Origin of the sequence: Anaerosolibacter sp. (genome assembly GCF_029240175.1) — a bacterium.
In the GTDB taxonomy this organism is placed as follows: Bacteria; Bacillota; Clostridia; order Peptostreptococcales; family Thermotaleaceae; genus Anaerosolibacter.
The window spans coordinates 92,408-107,049 of record NZ_JARBTM010000001.1 but is presented as its reverse complement, the minus strand read 5'-3'; the positions used below and the strand labels follow the sequence as shown (position 1 = coordinate 107,049).

Below are 14,642 nucleotides of genomic sequence, written 5' to 3'. Positions count from 1 at the left end.
TAATGAAATTAAATCTATGTATTGACATTGATGGCACCATTACGGGAGCATATTATTGGTTGGATATTGCGAACAGATACTTTAAAACGAATATAAAGCCTTCTGAAGTGAAAGTCTATGATATTCACGAAGTATTAAAAATACCGAGAGAAGCCTACTTGAAATTTTATGAAATGTATGGTGAGGAAATCCATGCCCAGGCAGATTTACGGCAGAACGCAAAAGAAATCCTTTGGAAATTAAATCAAAAGCATAATATTTACTATATTACTGCCAGGGAAAAGACACTAGAAGAGGTAACCAAAGGATGGTTCCATAGAAATGAACTACCCCAAGGAGAATTGCATTTGCTAGGAAGTCATTATAAAGTAAATCAGGCAAAGGAACTGGGCTGTGACATTTTTATAGAGGACAGATATGAAAATGCAATTCAACTGGCATTAGCAGGTTTTGAAGTACTATTAATGGACTGTAACTATAATCGACTACCGCTAATTCCAGGAATAACAAGGGTTTATGATTGGAAAGAGATCCACAAGGTTATTGAGGAATATATTGCAGGTTCAAATGAAAAGTCAACAAAAATTGCTTAAATAAAGATGAGCGAAAGGCTTCTAGAAAGCCTTTTTTTCATGTAATACTTTTCCTATAAAAAATAAAGTTGAAAGCAGAATGTGTACAAGAAAAGAAAAAAATCAACGACAAATTTCACCATAATTTAACAAATTTCTAACATGGACATAAGTAAAAGTGATATATAATGAATATGAAAATAATGAACTATAGGGGATGAAACTGTGAGTACGCCAGCAAAAAATATATGTGATTATAATGAATTGATACAGATTTTAAGGAATAAATCCATCAGAACAGTCTATCAACCCATTGTAAGCTTGGATGACGGTCATATTTTAGGATATGAGGCATTAAGCAGAGGACCCCGCGATTCTTTTTTTGAGTCCCCAGGAAATTTATTTGATGCAGCTGAACACTTCAACCGTCTTTGGGAATTAGAGCTGCTCTGCCGAACAAAGGCATTGGAAAACGCAAGAGAGTTACCAACGGGTAAATTACTTTTTATAAATGTAAATCCAGAAATCATAAAGGATAGAAAATTTAAGAAAGGGTCCACAAAAGATTATATATCTAAGTTTGGAATGAATCCTAGTAATATTATATTTGAGATTACAGAGAAAACAGCTGTCAGTGATTACAAGAGTTTTAGAAAGACAATCGAAAACTATATTAGTCAAGGATATAAAATTGCAATAGATGATACAGGTGCAGGTTATTCTGGTTTAAGACTCTTGACAGAAACCCGCCCTCAATACATAAAGATTGACATGGCTCTGGTAAGAGATATTGATAAGGAAAGCATTAAACAGGAACTTATGAAAACTTTCTACTCTTTTGCGAAGATTACCAATATGCAGCTGATCGCTGAAGGAATTGAGACAGTCAATGAGTTAAACACCTTAATTGATATAGGCGTACAATATGGACAGGGATATTTTTTTCAGAGACCAGCTGCTGAATTTACTTCAATTGGCCAGCAAATAAAAGAGAAGATCGTCTCTAGAAATCAGTTAAAGGTTAAGACTGACACGCTTTTATATGAAATGAAGATTGGAGAAATTGCAAGAATTGACAAAGTAATAGAAATTACTAGTTCCATTGGACAGGTCAACGAAGCTTTGCAGAACATTCACAATTTACAGGGCTTAGTAGTGTGTGATCAAACACAGCCTGTTGGACTTATTATGAAATCAAAGTTAGATCTGGAAATTTCATTGAGATCAAAGAGCGATGAATTTCTAAAAGAAAGTATTGTAAAGATTATGGAAAAGAATCCTCTTATTCTTGACTATTCTACTTCTGTGCAAGAGGCATGTAGAAAAGCCACTGCGCGAAGTGATAGCAATATTTATGATTATCTTATCGTAACCCGAAATAATAAATACTATGGTATTGTATCTGTAAGGAAATTGTTAACTGTATTAAACGATCGAATAGAAGATTTTCAACAACCATTGGAATAATTATTAGTGTCGATTGAGTAAAACAGAAGGGATGGGGAATAAAACCTTGAACTTCTGTTTTTGTATTACAATTTGTATCTATATAATGAAAGTAACTAGGACTGAATTCCTAATTATACAATGAATTGTATGGAGTGAATAAAATGAGCCATAACGGAATTGACTTTTTAAATGATAAGAAATTGGAGAAAATCATAGCCAACGAAGCGATAGAAAATGTTTTTCAGTCGATCATTTCTCTAAAGGATGGTAGTATATTGGGGTATGAGGCTCTATGTAGAGGACCAAAAGATACAATCTAATTTTAAACCCTACAATGATGTCTATGGGTTTGACAATGGAGATAAGATCATTGAGATGACAGCAGGACTTATAGAGCAGAGAATGAAAGCCCTTGATTTTCACGAGGGGTTTTTAGGTCATATAGGGGGTGATGATTTCGTAGTCATAGTGGAAAGCCATCAAATTCATAAGCTGTGTGAAGCAATCATTGACAAATTTAATAAACGAATTCTAGATTTTTATTCAGAAATAGATCGAAGAAATGGATATATTACAGCTGAAAATCGACATGGTATCATTGAGAAGTTTCCATTGATGAGTTTATCTATTGCAGTTGTTACAAATAGATTTAATAACTTTGAAAATGCATCTAAGTTGGCAGAGTATGCCAGTAAAATTAAGAAAAAATGCAAGGCGTGCTGGGAAAGTAACTATATTATAGGAGAAGCCAATGAGTAAAGGATAATACAGGAGAATGGTGTAATCAGATATTCATATAACCATGAGTATTTCTATGAAGAGTTAACTTAAGGTTTAAATAACTTCAATCATGTAAAATCTATTAAAAGAACCCCTTAGCTTTTGCTTATGCAAATCTATGGGGTTCCATTATTGCTCTTTTCAATCCACAGAGCTCCTATAAAATATATGGTTTCATAAGAATTGAGCAGATAAAGAGGGGAAATATATTATGGGATATAGCGGAAGATAAAAATGTTTTATATAATCACGCTAGAAGGTTTTTGCAAAAAAAATGAATCAAAAGGTAGTATTTCTTTAAAAATTAGATAAAGAAAACTTGCGGAGGTTCTCTGTGCTAGACCAAGCAACTCTTTAGTAGCCTCAATCTTATTTTTAGAATTCGGATTCAGCACTAATTCGCTATATTCAATAGCGGAAAATGCATTGTGCTGTAAGATGTCCATGGGATTACTGAAATTATAAATGCCACCATCAGAAACTTGAAAAGATGTATAATTCTCTAATACCCAGTTTTCATATTCGCTATGACCTTTTAATAGATGTCCTAGTGCATGATGGGGAACGCATACGTCTTGAATTAGATGTAAAGTTGCCCCAAGGTAAAAAAAACAATCTTCAAAGGATGAATTCCTAAAAGCTTTCTGAGCTCTATCGATGTTCATATACAACTGGCTGTCAGCACCTGCTAAGCCTACGATTCCCCTACCTGTTTTAGGATGATAAAAATGATGGATGTTCTTAAAGCCTTCATCGCTCCACGAATTACCTCTATTAAATATTCTTAAATATTTGCCAAGGTTATCACCTAAGATGGTATGTTGATCATTTTTAAGAATATCAACTGCTTGGGATGTACAGAAAGAATGGACAAGGCATTCAGCGGGTTCTTTTTGAAGTAATAGTTTGTTCATAGAGACTTCTCCATGGGGAGTGCGACTTCATTTGATTGAAAAGAATAATCTAGCTTGTCCAATTCCTCTACTATCTCCTTAAGTCCTCCAATGCCCAATCCACCTCCCATAATAAGTATTAGCGGTTTATGGTTATCTGATTTCATATGAGATCTATCTATGTTTTTTGTATTGGAAAAGCTCTTTTTTAAAGGTATTCCTGTATCAAATACACGATCCATGGGATAGTTGGTCTTATATAATTGCTCTTGTATTTCGTTATTTGCAACAAAATAGCCTCTTATTTTAGGGTTAAACCAGATTGGATGAAAAGAATAATCTGTAATAATTGTCCATGCAGGAACTCTTAAGGATTGATGATAGCCTATGACAGGGAATGGATGTGTAAATATAAATATATCAGGCTTAAATACTTTTTTGATGTTGGTTAGACTCTTCAAACAAAGAAAACTCAAGTAATTTATTAAAGTAGTAGTGCTTTGATAACGCTGTGTCCATGAATAAATTTTACTGTACAAATATGGAGTTTTGTCTACAATCTCTAAGTAAATACTTTTTAGCAACTGAGATATTTTACTGTCATCTAATATATCGAATATTTGTGTATTATGATAGCCATCGTCATGGAGTGTTTCCTGAAGTGCCAAAGCCACAGAATTATGACCATGACCTATTGAAGCAGTAACAATAGCAATATTCATACGTATCCCCCTTTCTATTCATAATTTAATCATAAAGCAGTATTTTTGAATCTATTCGATAAAAAAGTAAAGATTATGTTAAAATTCAATCTTGTAGAACGTGTTTCACGTATTGCCATAATACCCATGCATAGTGTTAGATGGGAATTTTTTAAGGGGTTCATCCCTTTATATTTTTAGAATAGATCAAGACATAAATGGCAAGATAAAATTGAAGGATTTTTGCCAATGAACAATATCATAAGAAACAACAATGCCATGGTAAGGAGGAATGAGCATATGGGTAAGCTCCCGAAGGTCTTTTATGAAAGAGATACCTTGGACGTCGCCAAGGGATTATTGGGGAAGGTTTTGGTACATCGGAATCAGGGGATAGAAATAAAAGGAAAAATCGTTGAAGTCGAGGCTTATATTGGTGCCATAGATAAGGCTGCCCATACATATAATAATCTCAGAACAGAGCGTACAGAGGTAATGTTTTGGTCTGGGGGGTATGTATATGTTTATCTTATTTATGGGATGTATCATTGCATGAATGTAGTTACAGGTAAGGAAGGAGAAGGTTCAGCGGTGCTCCTAAGAGGTTTAGAGCCGACCCAGGGGATAGAGCAGATGAGCATTCATCGCTACGGGAAACCCCTGGAAACTTTGAAGCGGAGCCAAATCATCAACCTGACGAATGGACCAGGAAAGCTGTGTAAGGCTATGGGAATTACGAAGGAGCTTTATGGAGCGTCTTTAATGGGAGATAAAATTTTTATAGAAGATTTGAAGGATAAAGAGGAATTTGACATAGGTGTGTCTAAAAGAATTAATATTGACTATGCCGAGGAAGCGAAGGAGTTTGAATGGCGTTTTTTTATCAAAGGAAACCCTTATGTTTCAAAGGGGTAGTATATGGACGATAGACAGCGTGTGTATTTTTAGACAATTTTAAAAAAATAATTGCAATATCGATTCTTGTCGTTTAAAGTTAAAGTATATACCTTGAGGAGGATCAAGATGCGTATAAAAATAATAACCGATAGTTCTTGTGATTTACCAAAGCATTTGATTGAGCAATATGATATTGGTGTGGCACCTCTGCATATATACATAGACGGAAAAGATTATACCGATGGCAAAGATATTACCCATGAAGAGTTTTATGAAAAATGCCGAGCGGCTGAATCTTTACCAAAGACATCCCAACCGGCACCTGGAGATGTACTGCATATCATTCAAGAAAGTTTGAAGGAGTATACCCATGTACTATCAGTGAACTTATCGTCGGCTCTTAGTGGAACCTATCAGACCGTAAATATGCTGAAAGAATCTATAGGAGATGCGCTAACAGTTTTTGATAGCAAAAATGGTTCCTTGGGGGTAGGCATGCAAGCATTGAAGGCCTGTGAACTGGTAAAAGAGGAACTATCCAAATCTGAAATCATAAGAAGACTAACGGAGTATAGAGAAAGCTTAGATACCCTGGTATACTTAGAAACATTGGAAAATGCAGTGAAAGGTGGCAGAGTAAGCAAGTTTTCCTATGTTGCCGCCAGCATGTTAAATGTAAAGGCGATTGTGTATATAGATAAGGAAGAAGGAACGGTGAAGGTAAGGGAAAAGATTCGAGGCGAAAAGAAGGCGTTACGCTATATCATTGATGCGATTAAAAATAAGGATATTGATTTCTCTGATCGGGTAATAGGAATTAGCCATGCTGGTTGTATAGAACGGGCAAACGAATTCATAGAAATGTTGAAGGCAGAGGTCAAGCCAAAGGAGATACTCCTTAGTTCGATGGGGCCTGTGATTGGTACCTATGCAGCCCAAGGTGCTATCTATGTTTGCTTTTAATTGTTAATAAAATGAAATAAATTGGTTAACAATGCATCACATGCCATTATTTGAGGGTTACCCCCGAGAGGTATATAGTTTATACTTTAACAAAAGGGGGAATAAGACATGAAAAAACTGTTAATTGGTTCAACATTAGCTTGTCTCCTATTTGTTTCAGCAAATACAATTAGCGCTGAAGCAGCAACGAGTACCCATACTGTGGTATCAGGAGATACTTTGTGGAAGATCGCAGTAAAGTATGAAGTTGGTGTAAAGGAGCTTATTCAAGCAAATCCTCAAATTTCAAATATCAATTTGATTTATCCAGGCATGAAGGTGAATGTACCTGCCGACAGTCCTGAAGAAGCTTTTGAAAAAGAAGTGGTACGATTGGTGAATGTGGAAAGAGCAAAGAATGGATTACAGCCATTAAAGGAAAACTGGGAGCTATCCAGAGTAGCAAGATATAAATCCATGGATATGAGAGACAAGGGATATTTTTCCCATACATCACCAACATATGGATCACCATTCGATATGATGAAGAGCTTCGGCATCGCATATTCTACTGCCGGTGAAAATATCGCCATGGGGCAGAAAACACCTGCCGATGTAATGAAAGGCTGGATGAACTCTGAAGGCCATCGTAAGAATATTTTAAGCCCGAGTTATACCGAAATTGGTGTAGGCTATGCTGTCAACAGCAAAGGCAGTACCTACTGGACGCAAATGTTTATAAAGCCAAGATATTAAATATAAAAGAAGCTATAGCTGTGCTATAGCTTCTTTTATACATATAAACTAATCCATAGGCATAGATTCATAGATTGTGAGATAAATAAGGTTATCATAATCCCCTACCTCAGTGATGCGAAAACCTGATTCTACGACTAAGGTTTCTATCGCTTTACGCACTTCACAGTAGGTATCCCATCTTTCATCTTGTCCATCCTCAGCAGTCTCTGTTTCATATACCCATTGAATATGATCTTCTTCTAAAACAAATTCACCCTGTAATCGGGAGAATTTTTCTTGGAGCAGTGTATGTAATCCGCTTAAGTTCATTCTGAGCACTCCCTTCAGTGATATTTAAAAGTAGATATTATCATTATACCACCATTTGTCCAACATTACTCGGTAGATAGCTATATAAAACGGTATTTATAATGGTAGAGAAGAAAGGTATAATAAGGATAAAACCGTGAGATTGAGATCAAGTAAGAATGGAGGGAATGGCATGCAATTTAAAATTGGGATTTGTCAGATGATGGTGATGGAAGATAAAGTAGAGAACATAGAGAAGGCAGAATCCATGATCCGTGAGGCAGCAGGAAACGGGGCTCGAGTAGTTGTTTTACCAGAAATGTTTAATTGTCCTTATGAGAATAAGTATTTTCCTCTCTATGCGGAAGCCTATCCAGGGGAGACCACAGAGCGGCTATCCTTGATGGCAATAGAGTCCAATATTTATTTAATTGCTGGCTCCATACCAGAGCAGGAGGGAGATCATATTTACAATACCTCATTCATATTTGGGCCCGATGGCAAATTGATTGGCCGACATCGAAAGATGCATCTTTTTGATATTGATGTGGAAGGCAAAATACGATTTAAAGAATCCGATACCTTGGGGTATGGTGAGGAAATTACCGTCGTAGAAACGGAATTTGGGAAAATAGGTGTGGCTATTTGCTATGATATGCGGTTTCCTGAACTGATGCGGTTAATGGTATTAGAGGGTGCGGAGGTTATCATTGTACCTGCAGCCTTTAATATGACTACAGGACCAGCACACTGGGATATCACGATAAAAGCACGGGCTTTAGACAATCAAGTATATTTTGTGGCCGCGTCGCCAGCGAGAAATATGGATGCAACTTATCATGCCTATGGTCATTCCAGTATTGTAAGTCCTTGGGGAGATGTGATTGCCCAAGCCGACGAAAAAGAGACAATCCTCTACGGAGAGATAGACTTAGAAAAGGTAAAGAAAGTACGAAGGGAATTGCCGCTGCTACAGCACCGAAGAACTACTCTGTATGATGTGGTGAAGAAGTAGATTGAGATCAAGATCAAGATTAAGACTGAGATAAGGATAAGGGGACGACTTGTGTTCGTCCCCTTATCCTTTTTTTCCTCGATCTAGATCTTGGTCTGTGCGCTTTAGCGCACCTTCTTTGACCGTCGTTTAATTTCTTCCAACACATTTTTGTGCTCATTTATACCAAAATTTTGCCTTGCCTGCTCCACATTGATCATTTCATCAGACAGATGGTACTTATTTTTTGTCCGTATAACCCTTAGAACAGATTGGTTTATTCGATCTTCAGAAATGCGGCCGTCTTGAACGGCTCTTTTTATAATATCTAGGATCTTAACCTGAACATCATAGGTATGCCCCACAACGAAAATATCTACACCCCCATGGATAGATAATAGGATAGACTCCTCTAAATCATCCTTCTGGCCCATATATGCAGACATCTCTATATCGTCGGTGATGATTAAGCCTCCGTAGCTTAGCTCAGTTCTCAACAGATCTTTCATTATTACCGCTGATTTGGTAGCAGGCAATCCAGAAGGATCTATAAGTGGAAAGGCTAAATGACCAACCATAAGAGCATAAACCCCCTCATTGAAGGTTTCTCTAAAGGGAATGAGTTCGCGACGATTGAGCATATCTCTATCCGCCATGATTTTAGGAAGTCCTCCATGGGAATCTACGATGGTATCACCATGGCCTGGAAAATGCTTCGGGACTGCGATAACATCTGATTTCTGTTGGCCTTTTATAAATTGCAGGCCATGGACTGCAACTGTTTCTGGCGTACTTCCAAAAGCTCTACGAATCAATAGCTTGTTCTCCTTTGATGCAACGATATCTAATACAGGAGCGAAGTTAAGATTAACACCCATGGCTTTTAATTCCCTGCCGATGACTTGTCCCATTTGATAGGTTAAATTGGGATCATTTATTTGTCCTAGAAGCCTGGCATCAGGAAATTTCGTACCTTCATCGGGAATCCGGGATACGGTACCACCCTCTTCGTCTATGGAAATGAAAAGGGGGAGAGGATTTTCTTTATTCCACGACTTTAGTTGATTTGTAAGTTGGACAGCTCCGTCAAAATCCATATAGTTTCTCTGAAATAAAATAAAGCCGCCGATTTTATTATCTTGAATGAGCTGCTGTGTCTGAGGTGTAGGCAAAGCTTCTTCAAAGCCAACGATCAGCATCTGACCAATTTTTTCTTCTAAGTTCATCTTTTCCAATAAGATTTGGGAAGGATCAAGTTCTTTAGGCGGCATTGGAATTTCTGTTGCTTCTGATGGTGTTATAGGGGTAGTATCTCGGTTTTTTTCTGGCCTAGAACAGCCAGATAGGATAGACAAGACGAAAATGCAAATTAAAAACAGGATAAATAAATAACTTTTGCGGCTCATGGTTTCACATCCTTATATGTACTCATTGATATTATATGCAAAGAATGACAGGAATACAAGGACGTGGGCGCGGCTAGACCATTGAAAAAGTCCAATAACAGGAATGTAAATTTTGTAGAAGTATGATTATATAAGAGCGCGAATAAAAATACATTAAATAAGGAGAATATACAGTTTTTGCAGGATAACGTTTTCATGCAATACATTGAAAATGCTTGATTTTTAAAGAAAGTTAGAATAAAAAATTATTCAAAAATTGTTGAATGCAGTGAATAAATATGATAGAATAACTCCTATATAATTTTTCTGAAAATTATAAAAATTAAACAAAAAATCAATTATTCTAGCAGTTTTGGTTTGCCGTATGCTGCTATTTGAAAGGGTGGGAAATAAAATGGTTCAACATGGGTTACCAGAGAAGCAGGGGTTGTATAACCCCAGTATGGAGAAGGATAGCTGCGGTGTAGGATTTGTCGCCCACATCAAGGGGGAGAAAAGTCATGAAATTCTCCAACAGGGATTACAAATACTAAAGAATTTACAGCATCGGGGTGCAGTGGATGCTGATACCAACACCGGGGATGGTTCCGGGGTCCTGACCCAGATTCCCCATGAATTTTTCAAAGAAGAGACAAAAGCATTGTCCATCGATCTTCCTAGCTATGGAGACTATGCAGTGGGAATGATTTTTTTACCTAGAGAGCCCCATAGTCGTATATTTTGCGAGGGAGTAGTGGAAAGAATTTTAAAAGAGGAAGAACAGAAACTATTGGGCTGGCGAACTGTACCCATTGATGAGGAGGCCTGCGGTGAAGCTGCCAGAGCTACGAGACCTGTGGTTGTACAAATCTTCATCGACAGAAATGGGCAAGCTAGGGATGCTTTCGAGCGAAAGCTTCTCATGGTTAGAAAACGTGCACAAAAATTAATCACTGACACGCAAAAGCCTTACACAGAGAGTTTTTATATCTGTTCTCTTTCTACACAGATCATAATCTATAAGGGCTTGATTGCAGGATGCAGATTGCAGGAGTTTTATACAGACCTTTCAAACCCCATGATGAAGACAGCCATTGTAATGATTCATGAAAGATACAGCACCAATACCTTTCCTTCTTGGCAGCTGGCACAACCCTTCCGCTATATTGCCCATAATGGAGAAATCAATACCATCCGTGGAAATATCAACTGGATGCAGGCCAGGGAAGGTGTAATGCACTCTAAACGATTTGGTGATGAGTTCTCCAAAACCTTGCCTATCATGGAGCCTGGCGGCAGTGATTCTGCATCCTTTGATAATGCGGTAGAGCTATTTGCCGCCAATGCCCATCCGTTGGAGAATATCATGATGATGATGATTCCCGAAGCATGGCAAAATGACCATAAGATGGATCGGGAAAAGAGAGGTTTTTATGAATATCATGCCAGGGTAATGGAACCTTGGGATGGACCTGCCACCATCGCTTTCACCGATGGGGTGAAGGTAGGGATAACTGTAGATCGAAATGGTTTAAGGCCTGCTCGATATCTAAAAACCAAGGATGATTTGGTCATCATGGCATCTGAAATCGGTGTATTGGATATAGCCCCTGAAAACATCGTTGAAAAAGGATGTCTACAGCCTGGAAAGATTTTGCTGGTGAATACGGAAGAGAGAAGGATTGTTTCCGATGAAGAACTAAAGGCAGTGGCATATCACCGTAAGCCTTTTGGCGATTGGGTAGAAAAAAATCGTGTGACACTGAAGGCTATCGAGAAGCCCTTTGATGGAAAGAAAATGAGCTTTGAAGTATTGCATAGGAATCAATTGGTTTTCGGATTTACAAAGGAAGAATTAGAAAAGATTATTTTCTACATGGCTAAAAGTGGGAAAGAACCTATTGGATCTATGGGTATAGATACACCATTGGCTATACTATCCGAGCGCCCCCAGTTATTATTCAGCTATTTTAAGCAGAAATTTGCCCAAGTAACCAACCCAGCCATCGATCCAATACGGGAGTCTTTGATTATGTCTTTGATCCAGTTTATAGGCACCCATGGAAGGCTATTGGATGAAATAGAAACGGAAAAGGATAACAAATATATTCTGATAGAACACCCTGTGCTGCAAAATCATGAATTTGAAGGTATTTGCAGTCTTCATACGGAAGATTTTTGTTCTATCACCATCCCTTGTGTTTTTCAAGCAGACCATGAGGGCAATGGCTTAAGACATGGGCTAGATTATCTATGTAAGCGGGCGGAAGAAAGTGTCAAGATGGGCTACAATATTCTCGTTTTGAGTGATCGCAATGTAGATATGTACAATGCACCGATTCCGAGCTTATTGGCTCTAGGGGCAGTGCATCACCATTTGGTAAGAAAGAAGCTTCGAACAGCCGTTGATTTGATCGTAGAGGCAGGAGATGCCCGGGATGTGATGCATATGGCTTTATTGATTGGATTTGGTGCCAAGGCAGTCCATCCATATATGGCATTTGAGTCCATCGGTCATATGATTGAAAAGAAGGAGCATAAGAAAGCAACCGACTTGGAGGAAGCCTATACCAACTATCGAGATGGGATTTCTGGAGGACTATTAAAGATTATCTCAAGAATGGGAATTTCCACTTTGCAGAGCTACTGTGGAGCCCAGATATTTGAAGCCGTAGGAATCCATCAAAACGTGATTAAGGAGTACTTTACAGATACCCCAGCCATTTTATCAGGTATTGGATTAGATGAAATTGCTAAAGAAGTATTGGATAGACATCAACGGGCTTATCGGGAGTTTGGAAAGCTGGATGACGGCGGGGAATTATCCTATAGGAAGGATGGAGAATATCATATCCTACATCCAGATACCGTTCGTGCGTTGAGAAAAGCCAGTATCGATGGTGATTTGCAGAAATATCGATTGTTTGCCCATGAAGTGAACGGACAGAATGAAAAGCGGGCTACAATTCGCAGTTTGTTGAACTTTAAAAAGATAAACAGCATTCCCATGGAATCTGTGGAGCCAGTAGAAAAAATTGTGAAGCGATTCCGTATTTCTGGCATGTCTTTTGGGTCATTGAGTATGGAATGTCATGAAACCCTAGCCATCGCCATGAATAGGCTGGGTGGTACAAGTAATAGTGGCGAGGGGGGAGAAGACCCACGGAGATATGCATTGAATGGAACAGGACAAAATATGAAGAGTGCTGTAAAGCAGGTGGCCTCAGGGAGGTTTGGGGTTACCATCAACTATCTGGTGAACTGCGATGAACTAGAAATCAAAGTGGCCCAGGGAGCGAAGCCGGGCGAAGGAGGACATCTGCCGGGGGATAAGGTGACACCTGAAATTGCAAAGGTGAGACATTCAACACCTGAGATTGATTTGATTTCACCGCCGCCCCATCATGATATCTATTCCATTGAAGATTTGTCTCAGCTGATTTTCGACTTGAAGAATGCAAACCCTGCTGGGCGGGTAGGGGTGAAATTAGTGTCTCAAATGGGTGTTGGCACTGTAGCGGCAGGTGTTGTAAAATCCCATGCAGACTTCGTACTTATAGGAGGGCATGATGGAGGATCGGGAGCTTCCCCTATCAGCTCCATGAAATACGTTGGATTGCCATGGGAACTAGGTCTCGCAGAAGCACAACAGACCCTTTTGTTAAATAATCTGAGAGGAAAAGTAATCCTTCAAGTGGATGGAAAGATGTTGACGGGAAGAGATGTGGTCATCGCTGCACTACTAGGTGCGGAAGAGTATGGATTTGCTACGGCCCCATTGATTGCCGCTGGTTGTGTGATTTGTAGACAATGTCATTTGAATAAATGTCCATCGGGCATTGCAACCCAGGATCATAAATTAAGGGAAAAATTTAAGGGTAAGCCTGAACATGTGATGAATTATTTAACCTTTGTGGCAGAGGAAGTACGTGAATATATGGCTCAGCTCGGATTTAAAACCATGGATGAAATGATTGGCAGAGTAGATGCTTTAGAGATTGAAAAGATCAATGTAGGAAAGCTAAAGGATTGCGACTTATCTGCCATATTATATAAGCCGGAGCTGCCTTCACGTATCGCAGGAAAATACGGAGTGCCTCAGAAATTTAACGGGGAAGCCCTCCTCGATAGCAAAATCCTTGAGGATACCATGACAGCTTTACAAGAAGGAAAGGGTATATATCATCAGCTCAGGATTAAAAATACAGATCGATCCTTTGGAACCATGCTTAGCGGAGAGATTGCTCGCTGTTATGGAGAACAGGGCATACCTGAAGATGCAGTAAAAGTTGAGGTGAAAGGGTCGGCAGGGCAGAGCTTTGGTGCTTTTGCTGCAAAGGGTATGACCCTAATACTGGAAGGGGATGCCAATGACTACTTAGGCAAAGGGTTATCCGGGGGGAGAATCATCGTCGTGCCTCCAGCAGGCATTATATTTGATCCTAGTAGAAACATCATCGCTGGAAACACGCTGCTGTATGGAGCTACCTCAGGTGAGGCTTATATTTCAGGACGAGTAGGTCAGCGATTCTGTGTAAGAAACAGCGGTGCCGTTGCAGTGGTTGAAGGTGTAGGGGATCATGGATGTGAGTATATGACAGGTGGAACGGTTGTGATCCTTGGTGCTACAGGCAGAAACTTTGGTGCAGGCATGAGCGGCGGTGTTGCCTATGTTCTGGACGAAGAGAATGGATTTGTAGATCAATGTAATTTAGATATGGTAAACATAGAGGGACTCGTAAATCTAAAAGAGGTACAACAGGTAAAAGACTTAATTCATAAGCATTATCTTTATACCCAAAGTGTTAAGGCGAAGGTGATTTTAGATCAATGGAATGAATATCAGAAAAAAATTGTTAAAGTAGTTTCACCTCTTTACCAAAGCCATATGGAAAAGATTGGTTAGGTCAAATTCAGAAGTTAATTAATTATCAATTGTTGAAATAGTCTGGATATGTTTATATAATAAATATATCCAGACT

General features: G+C 38.7%; 13 protein-coding genes. 9 read left to right on the top strand and 4 right to left on the bottom strand.

Going from position 1 to position 14,642, the window contains the following annotated elements; genetic code table 11:
• Window positions 1–2 precede the first annotated feature (2 nt).
• From K0R93_RS00505 to K0R93_RS00490, 4 genes are all read left to right on the top strand, one after another.
• Window positions 3–593: a 5' nucleotidase, NT5C type gene (locus K0R93_RS00505; protein ID WP_300295915.1), complete on the top strand. Its 591-nt coding sequence runs from the start codon at window positions 3–5 to the stop codon at window positions 591–593.
• Window positions 594–797: 204 nt separating this feature from the next.
• On the top strand, window positions 798–2,039 hold the full coding sequence (locus K0R93_RS00500) for an EAL domain-containing protein (protein ID WP_300295912.1): 1,242 nt from the start codon (window positions 798–800) through the stop codon (window positions 2,037–2,039).
• Between the two features lie 143 nt (window positions 2,040–2,182).
• Window positions 2,183–2,341 carry a hypothetical protein gene (locus tag K0R93_RS00495; RefSeq protein WP_300295909.1) on the top strand — a complete coding sequence of 53 codons (159 nt, stop codon included), beginning with the start codon at window positions 2,183–2,185 and terminating at the stop codon, window positions 2,339–2,341.
• Window positions 2,304–2,780 (top strand): diguanylate cyclase domain-containing protein, encoded by a 477-nt coding sequence (locus K0R93_RS00490; protein ID WP_300295906.1) that lies wholly within the window; start codon window positions 2,304–2,306, stop codon window positions 2,778–2,780. The genes K0R93_RS00495 and K0R93_RS00490 overlap by 38 nt, the downstream gene beginning before the upstream one ends.
• Window positions 2,781–3,040: 260 nt before the next feature.
• Here K0R93_RS00490 and K0R93_RS00485 read toward each other — a convergent pair whose 3' ends face one another.
• Both K0R93_RS00485 and K0R93_RS00480 read right to left on the bottom strand, forming a co-directional pair.
• A complete protein-coding gene (locus K0R93_RS00485) occupies window positions 3,041–3,715 on the bottom strand; it encodes a zinc dependent phospholipase C family protein (protein ID WP_300295904.1) in 675 nt (224 codons plus the stop codon).
• Window positions 3,712–4,416: an MGDG synthase family glycosyltransferase gene (locus tag K0R93_RS00480; RefSeq protein ID WP_300295901.1), complete on the bottom strand. Its 705-nt coding sequence runs from the start codon at window positions 4,414–4,416 to the stop codon at window positions 3,712–3,714. Before K0R93_RS00480 ends, K0R93_RS00485 begins: the two co-directional genes overlap by 4 nt.
• 228 nt (window positions 4,417–4,644) lie before the next feature.
• Between K0R93_RS00480 and K0R93_RS00475 the strand changes: the two genes are divergently transcribed.
• The 3 genes from K0R93_RS00475 to safA all read left to right on the top strand — a co-directional run bounded on the left by K0R93_RS00475 (window position 4,645) and on the right by safA (window position 6,990).
• Complete coding sequence (locus K0R93_RS00475) at window positions 4,645–5,310, top strand: DNA-3-methyladenine glycosylase (protein WP_300295898.1); 666 nt, start codon at window positions 4,645–4,647, stop codon at window positions 5,308–5,310.
• Window positions 5,311–5,418: 108 nt separating this feature from the next.
• The gene (locus K0R93_RS00470) at window positions 5,419–6,255 is read left to right on the top strand and encodes a DegV family protein (protein ID WP_300295893.1); all 837 of its coding nucleotides are present in this window, start codon (window positions 5,419–5,421) and stop codon (window positions 6,253–6,255) included.
• A gap of 108 nt (window positions 6,256–6,363) precedes the next feature.
• On the top strand, window positions 6,364–6,990 hold the full coding sequence (safA, locus tag K0R93_RS00465) for a SafA/ExsA family spore coat assembly protein (protein WP_300295890.1): 627 nt from the start codon (window positions 6,364–6,366) through the stop codon (window positions 6,988–6,990).
• A gap of 48 nt (window positions 6,991–7,038) precedes the next feature.
• Here the strand turns inward: safA and K0R93_RS00460 are convergent, their stop codons facing one another.
• Window positions 7,039–7,302, bottom strand: coding sequence for a hypothetical protein (locus K0R93_RS00460; RefSeq protein ID WP_300295887.1), 264 nt, complete (start codon window positions 7,300–7,302; stop codon window positions 7,039–7,041).
• Window positions 7,303–7,474: 172 nt separating this feature from the next.
• On the opposite strand from K0R93_RS00460, the gene K0R93_RS00455 reads away from it, so the two are divergent.
• The gene (locus tag K0R93_RS00455; RefSeq protein ID WP_300295886.1) at window positions 7,475–8,296 is read left to right on the top strand and encodes a carbon-nitrogen hydrolase family protein; all 822 of its coding nucleotides are present in this window, start codon (window positions 7,475–7,477) and stop codon (window positions 8,294–8,296) included.
• 104 nt (window positions 8,297–8,400) lie between these two features.
• Here K0R93_RS00455 and K0R93_RS00450 read toward each other — a convergent pair whose 3' ends face one another.
• A complete protein-coding gene (locus K0R93_RS00450) occupies window positions 8,401–9,681 on the bottom strand; it encodes a glycoside hydrolase family 3 protein (protein WP_300295883.1) in 1,281 nt (426 codons plus the stop codon).
• A gap of 394 nt (window positions 9,682–10,075) precedes the next feature.
• Here K0R93_RS00450 and gltB point away from each other — a divergent pair, with 394 nt between their 5' ends.
• Window positions 10,076–14,566: a glutamate synthase large subunit gene (gltB, locus tag K0R93_RS00445; protein ID WP_300295881.1), complete on the top strand. Its 4,491-nt coding sequence runs from the start codon at window positions 10,076–10,078 to the stop codon at window positions 14,564–14,566.
• The last annotated feature ends 76 nt before the right edge of the window (window positions 14,567–14,642 follow it).

Coding starts and splice junctions, on each gene's coding strand:
- K0R93_RS00495 (WP_300295909.1), top strand. CDS start 2,183: ATGAGCCATAACGGAATTGACTTTTTAAATGATAAGAAATTGGAGAAA.
- K0R93_RS00460 (WP_300295887.1), bottom strand. CDS start 7,302: ATGAACTTAAGCGGATTACATACACTGCTCCAAGAAAAATTCTCCCGA.
- K0R93_RS00470 (WP_300295893.1), top strand. CDS start 5,419: ATGCGTATAAAAATAATAACCGATAGTTCTTGTGATTTACCAAAGCAT.
- gltB (WP_300295881.1), top strand. CDS start 10,076: ATGGTTCAACATGGGTTACCAGAGAAGCAGGGGTTGTATAACCCCAGT.
- K0R93_RS00480 (WP_300295901.1), bottom strand. CDS start 4,416: ATGAATATTGCTATTGTTACTGCTTCAATAGGTCATGGTCATAATTCT.
- K0R93_RS00450 (WP_300295883.1), bottom strand. CDS start 9,681: ATGAGCCGCAAAAGTTATTTATTTATCCTGTTTTTAATTTGCATTTTC.
- K0R93_RS00455 (WP_300295886.1), top strand. CDS start 7,475: ATGCAATTTAAAATTGGGATTTGTCAGATGATGGTGATGGAAGATAAA.
- safA (WP_300295890.1), top strand. CDS start 6,364: ATGAAAAAACTGTTAATTGGTTCAACATTAGCTTGTCTCCTATTTGTT.
- K0R93_RS00475 (WP_300295898.1), top strand. CDS start 4,645: ATGAACAATATCATAAGAAACAACAATGCCATGGTAAGGAGGAATGAG.
- K0R93_RS00485 (WP_300295904.1), bottom strand. CDS start 3,715: ATGAACAAACTATTACTTCAAAAAGAACCCGCTGAATGCCTTGTCCAT.
- K0R93_RS00490 (WP_300295906.1), top strand. CDS start 2,304: ATGAGGCTCTATGTAGAGGACCAAAAGATACAATCTAATTTTAAACCC.
- K0R93_RS00505 (WP_300295915.1), top strand. CDS start 3: ATGAAATTAAATCTATGTATTGACATTGATGGCACCATTACGGGAGCA.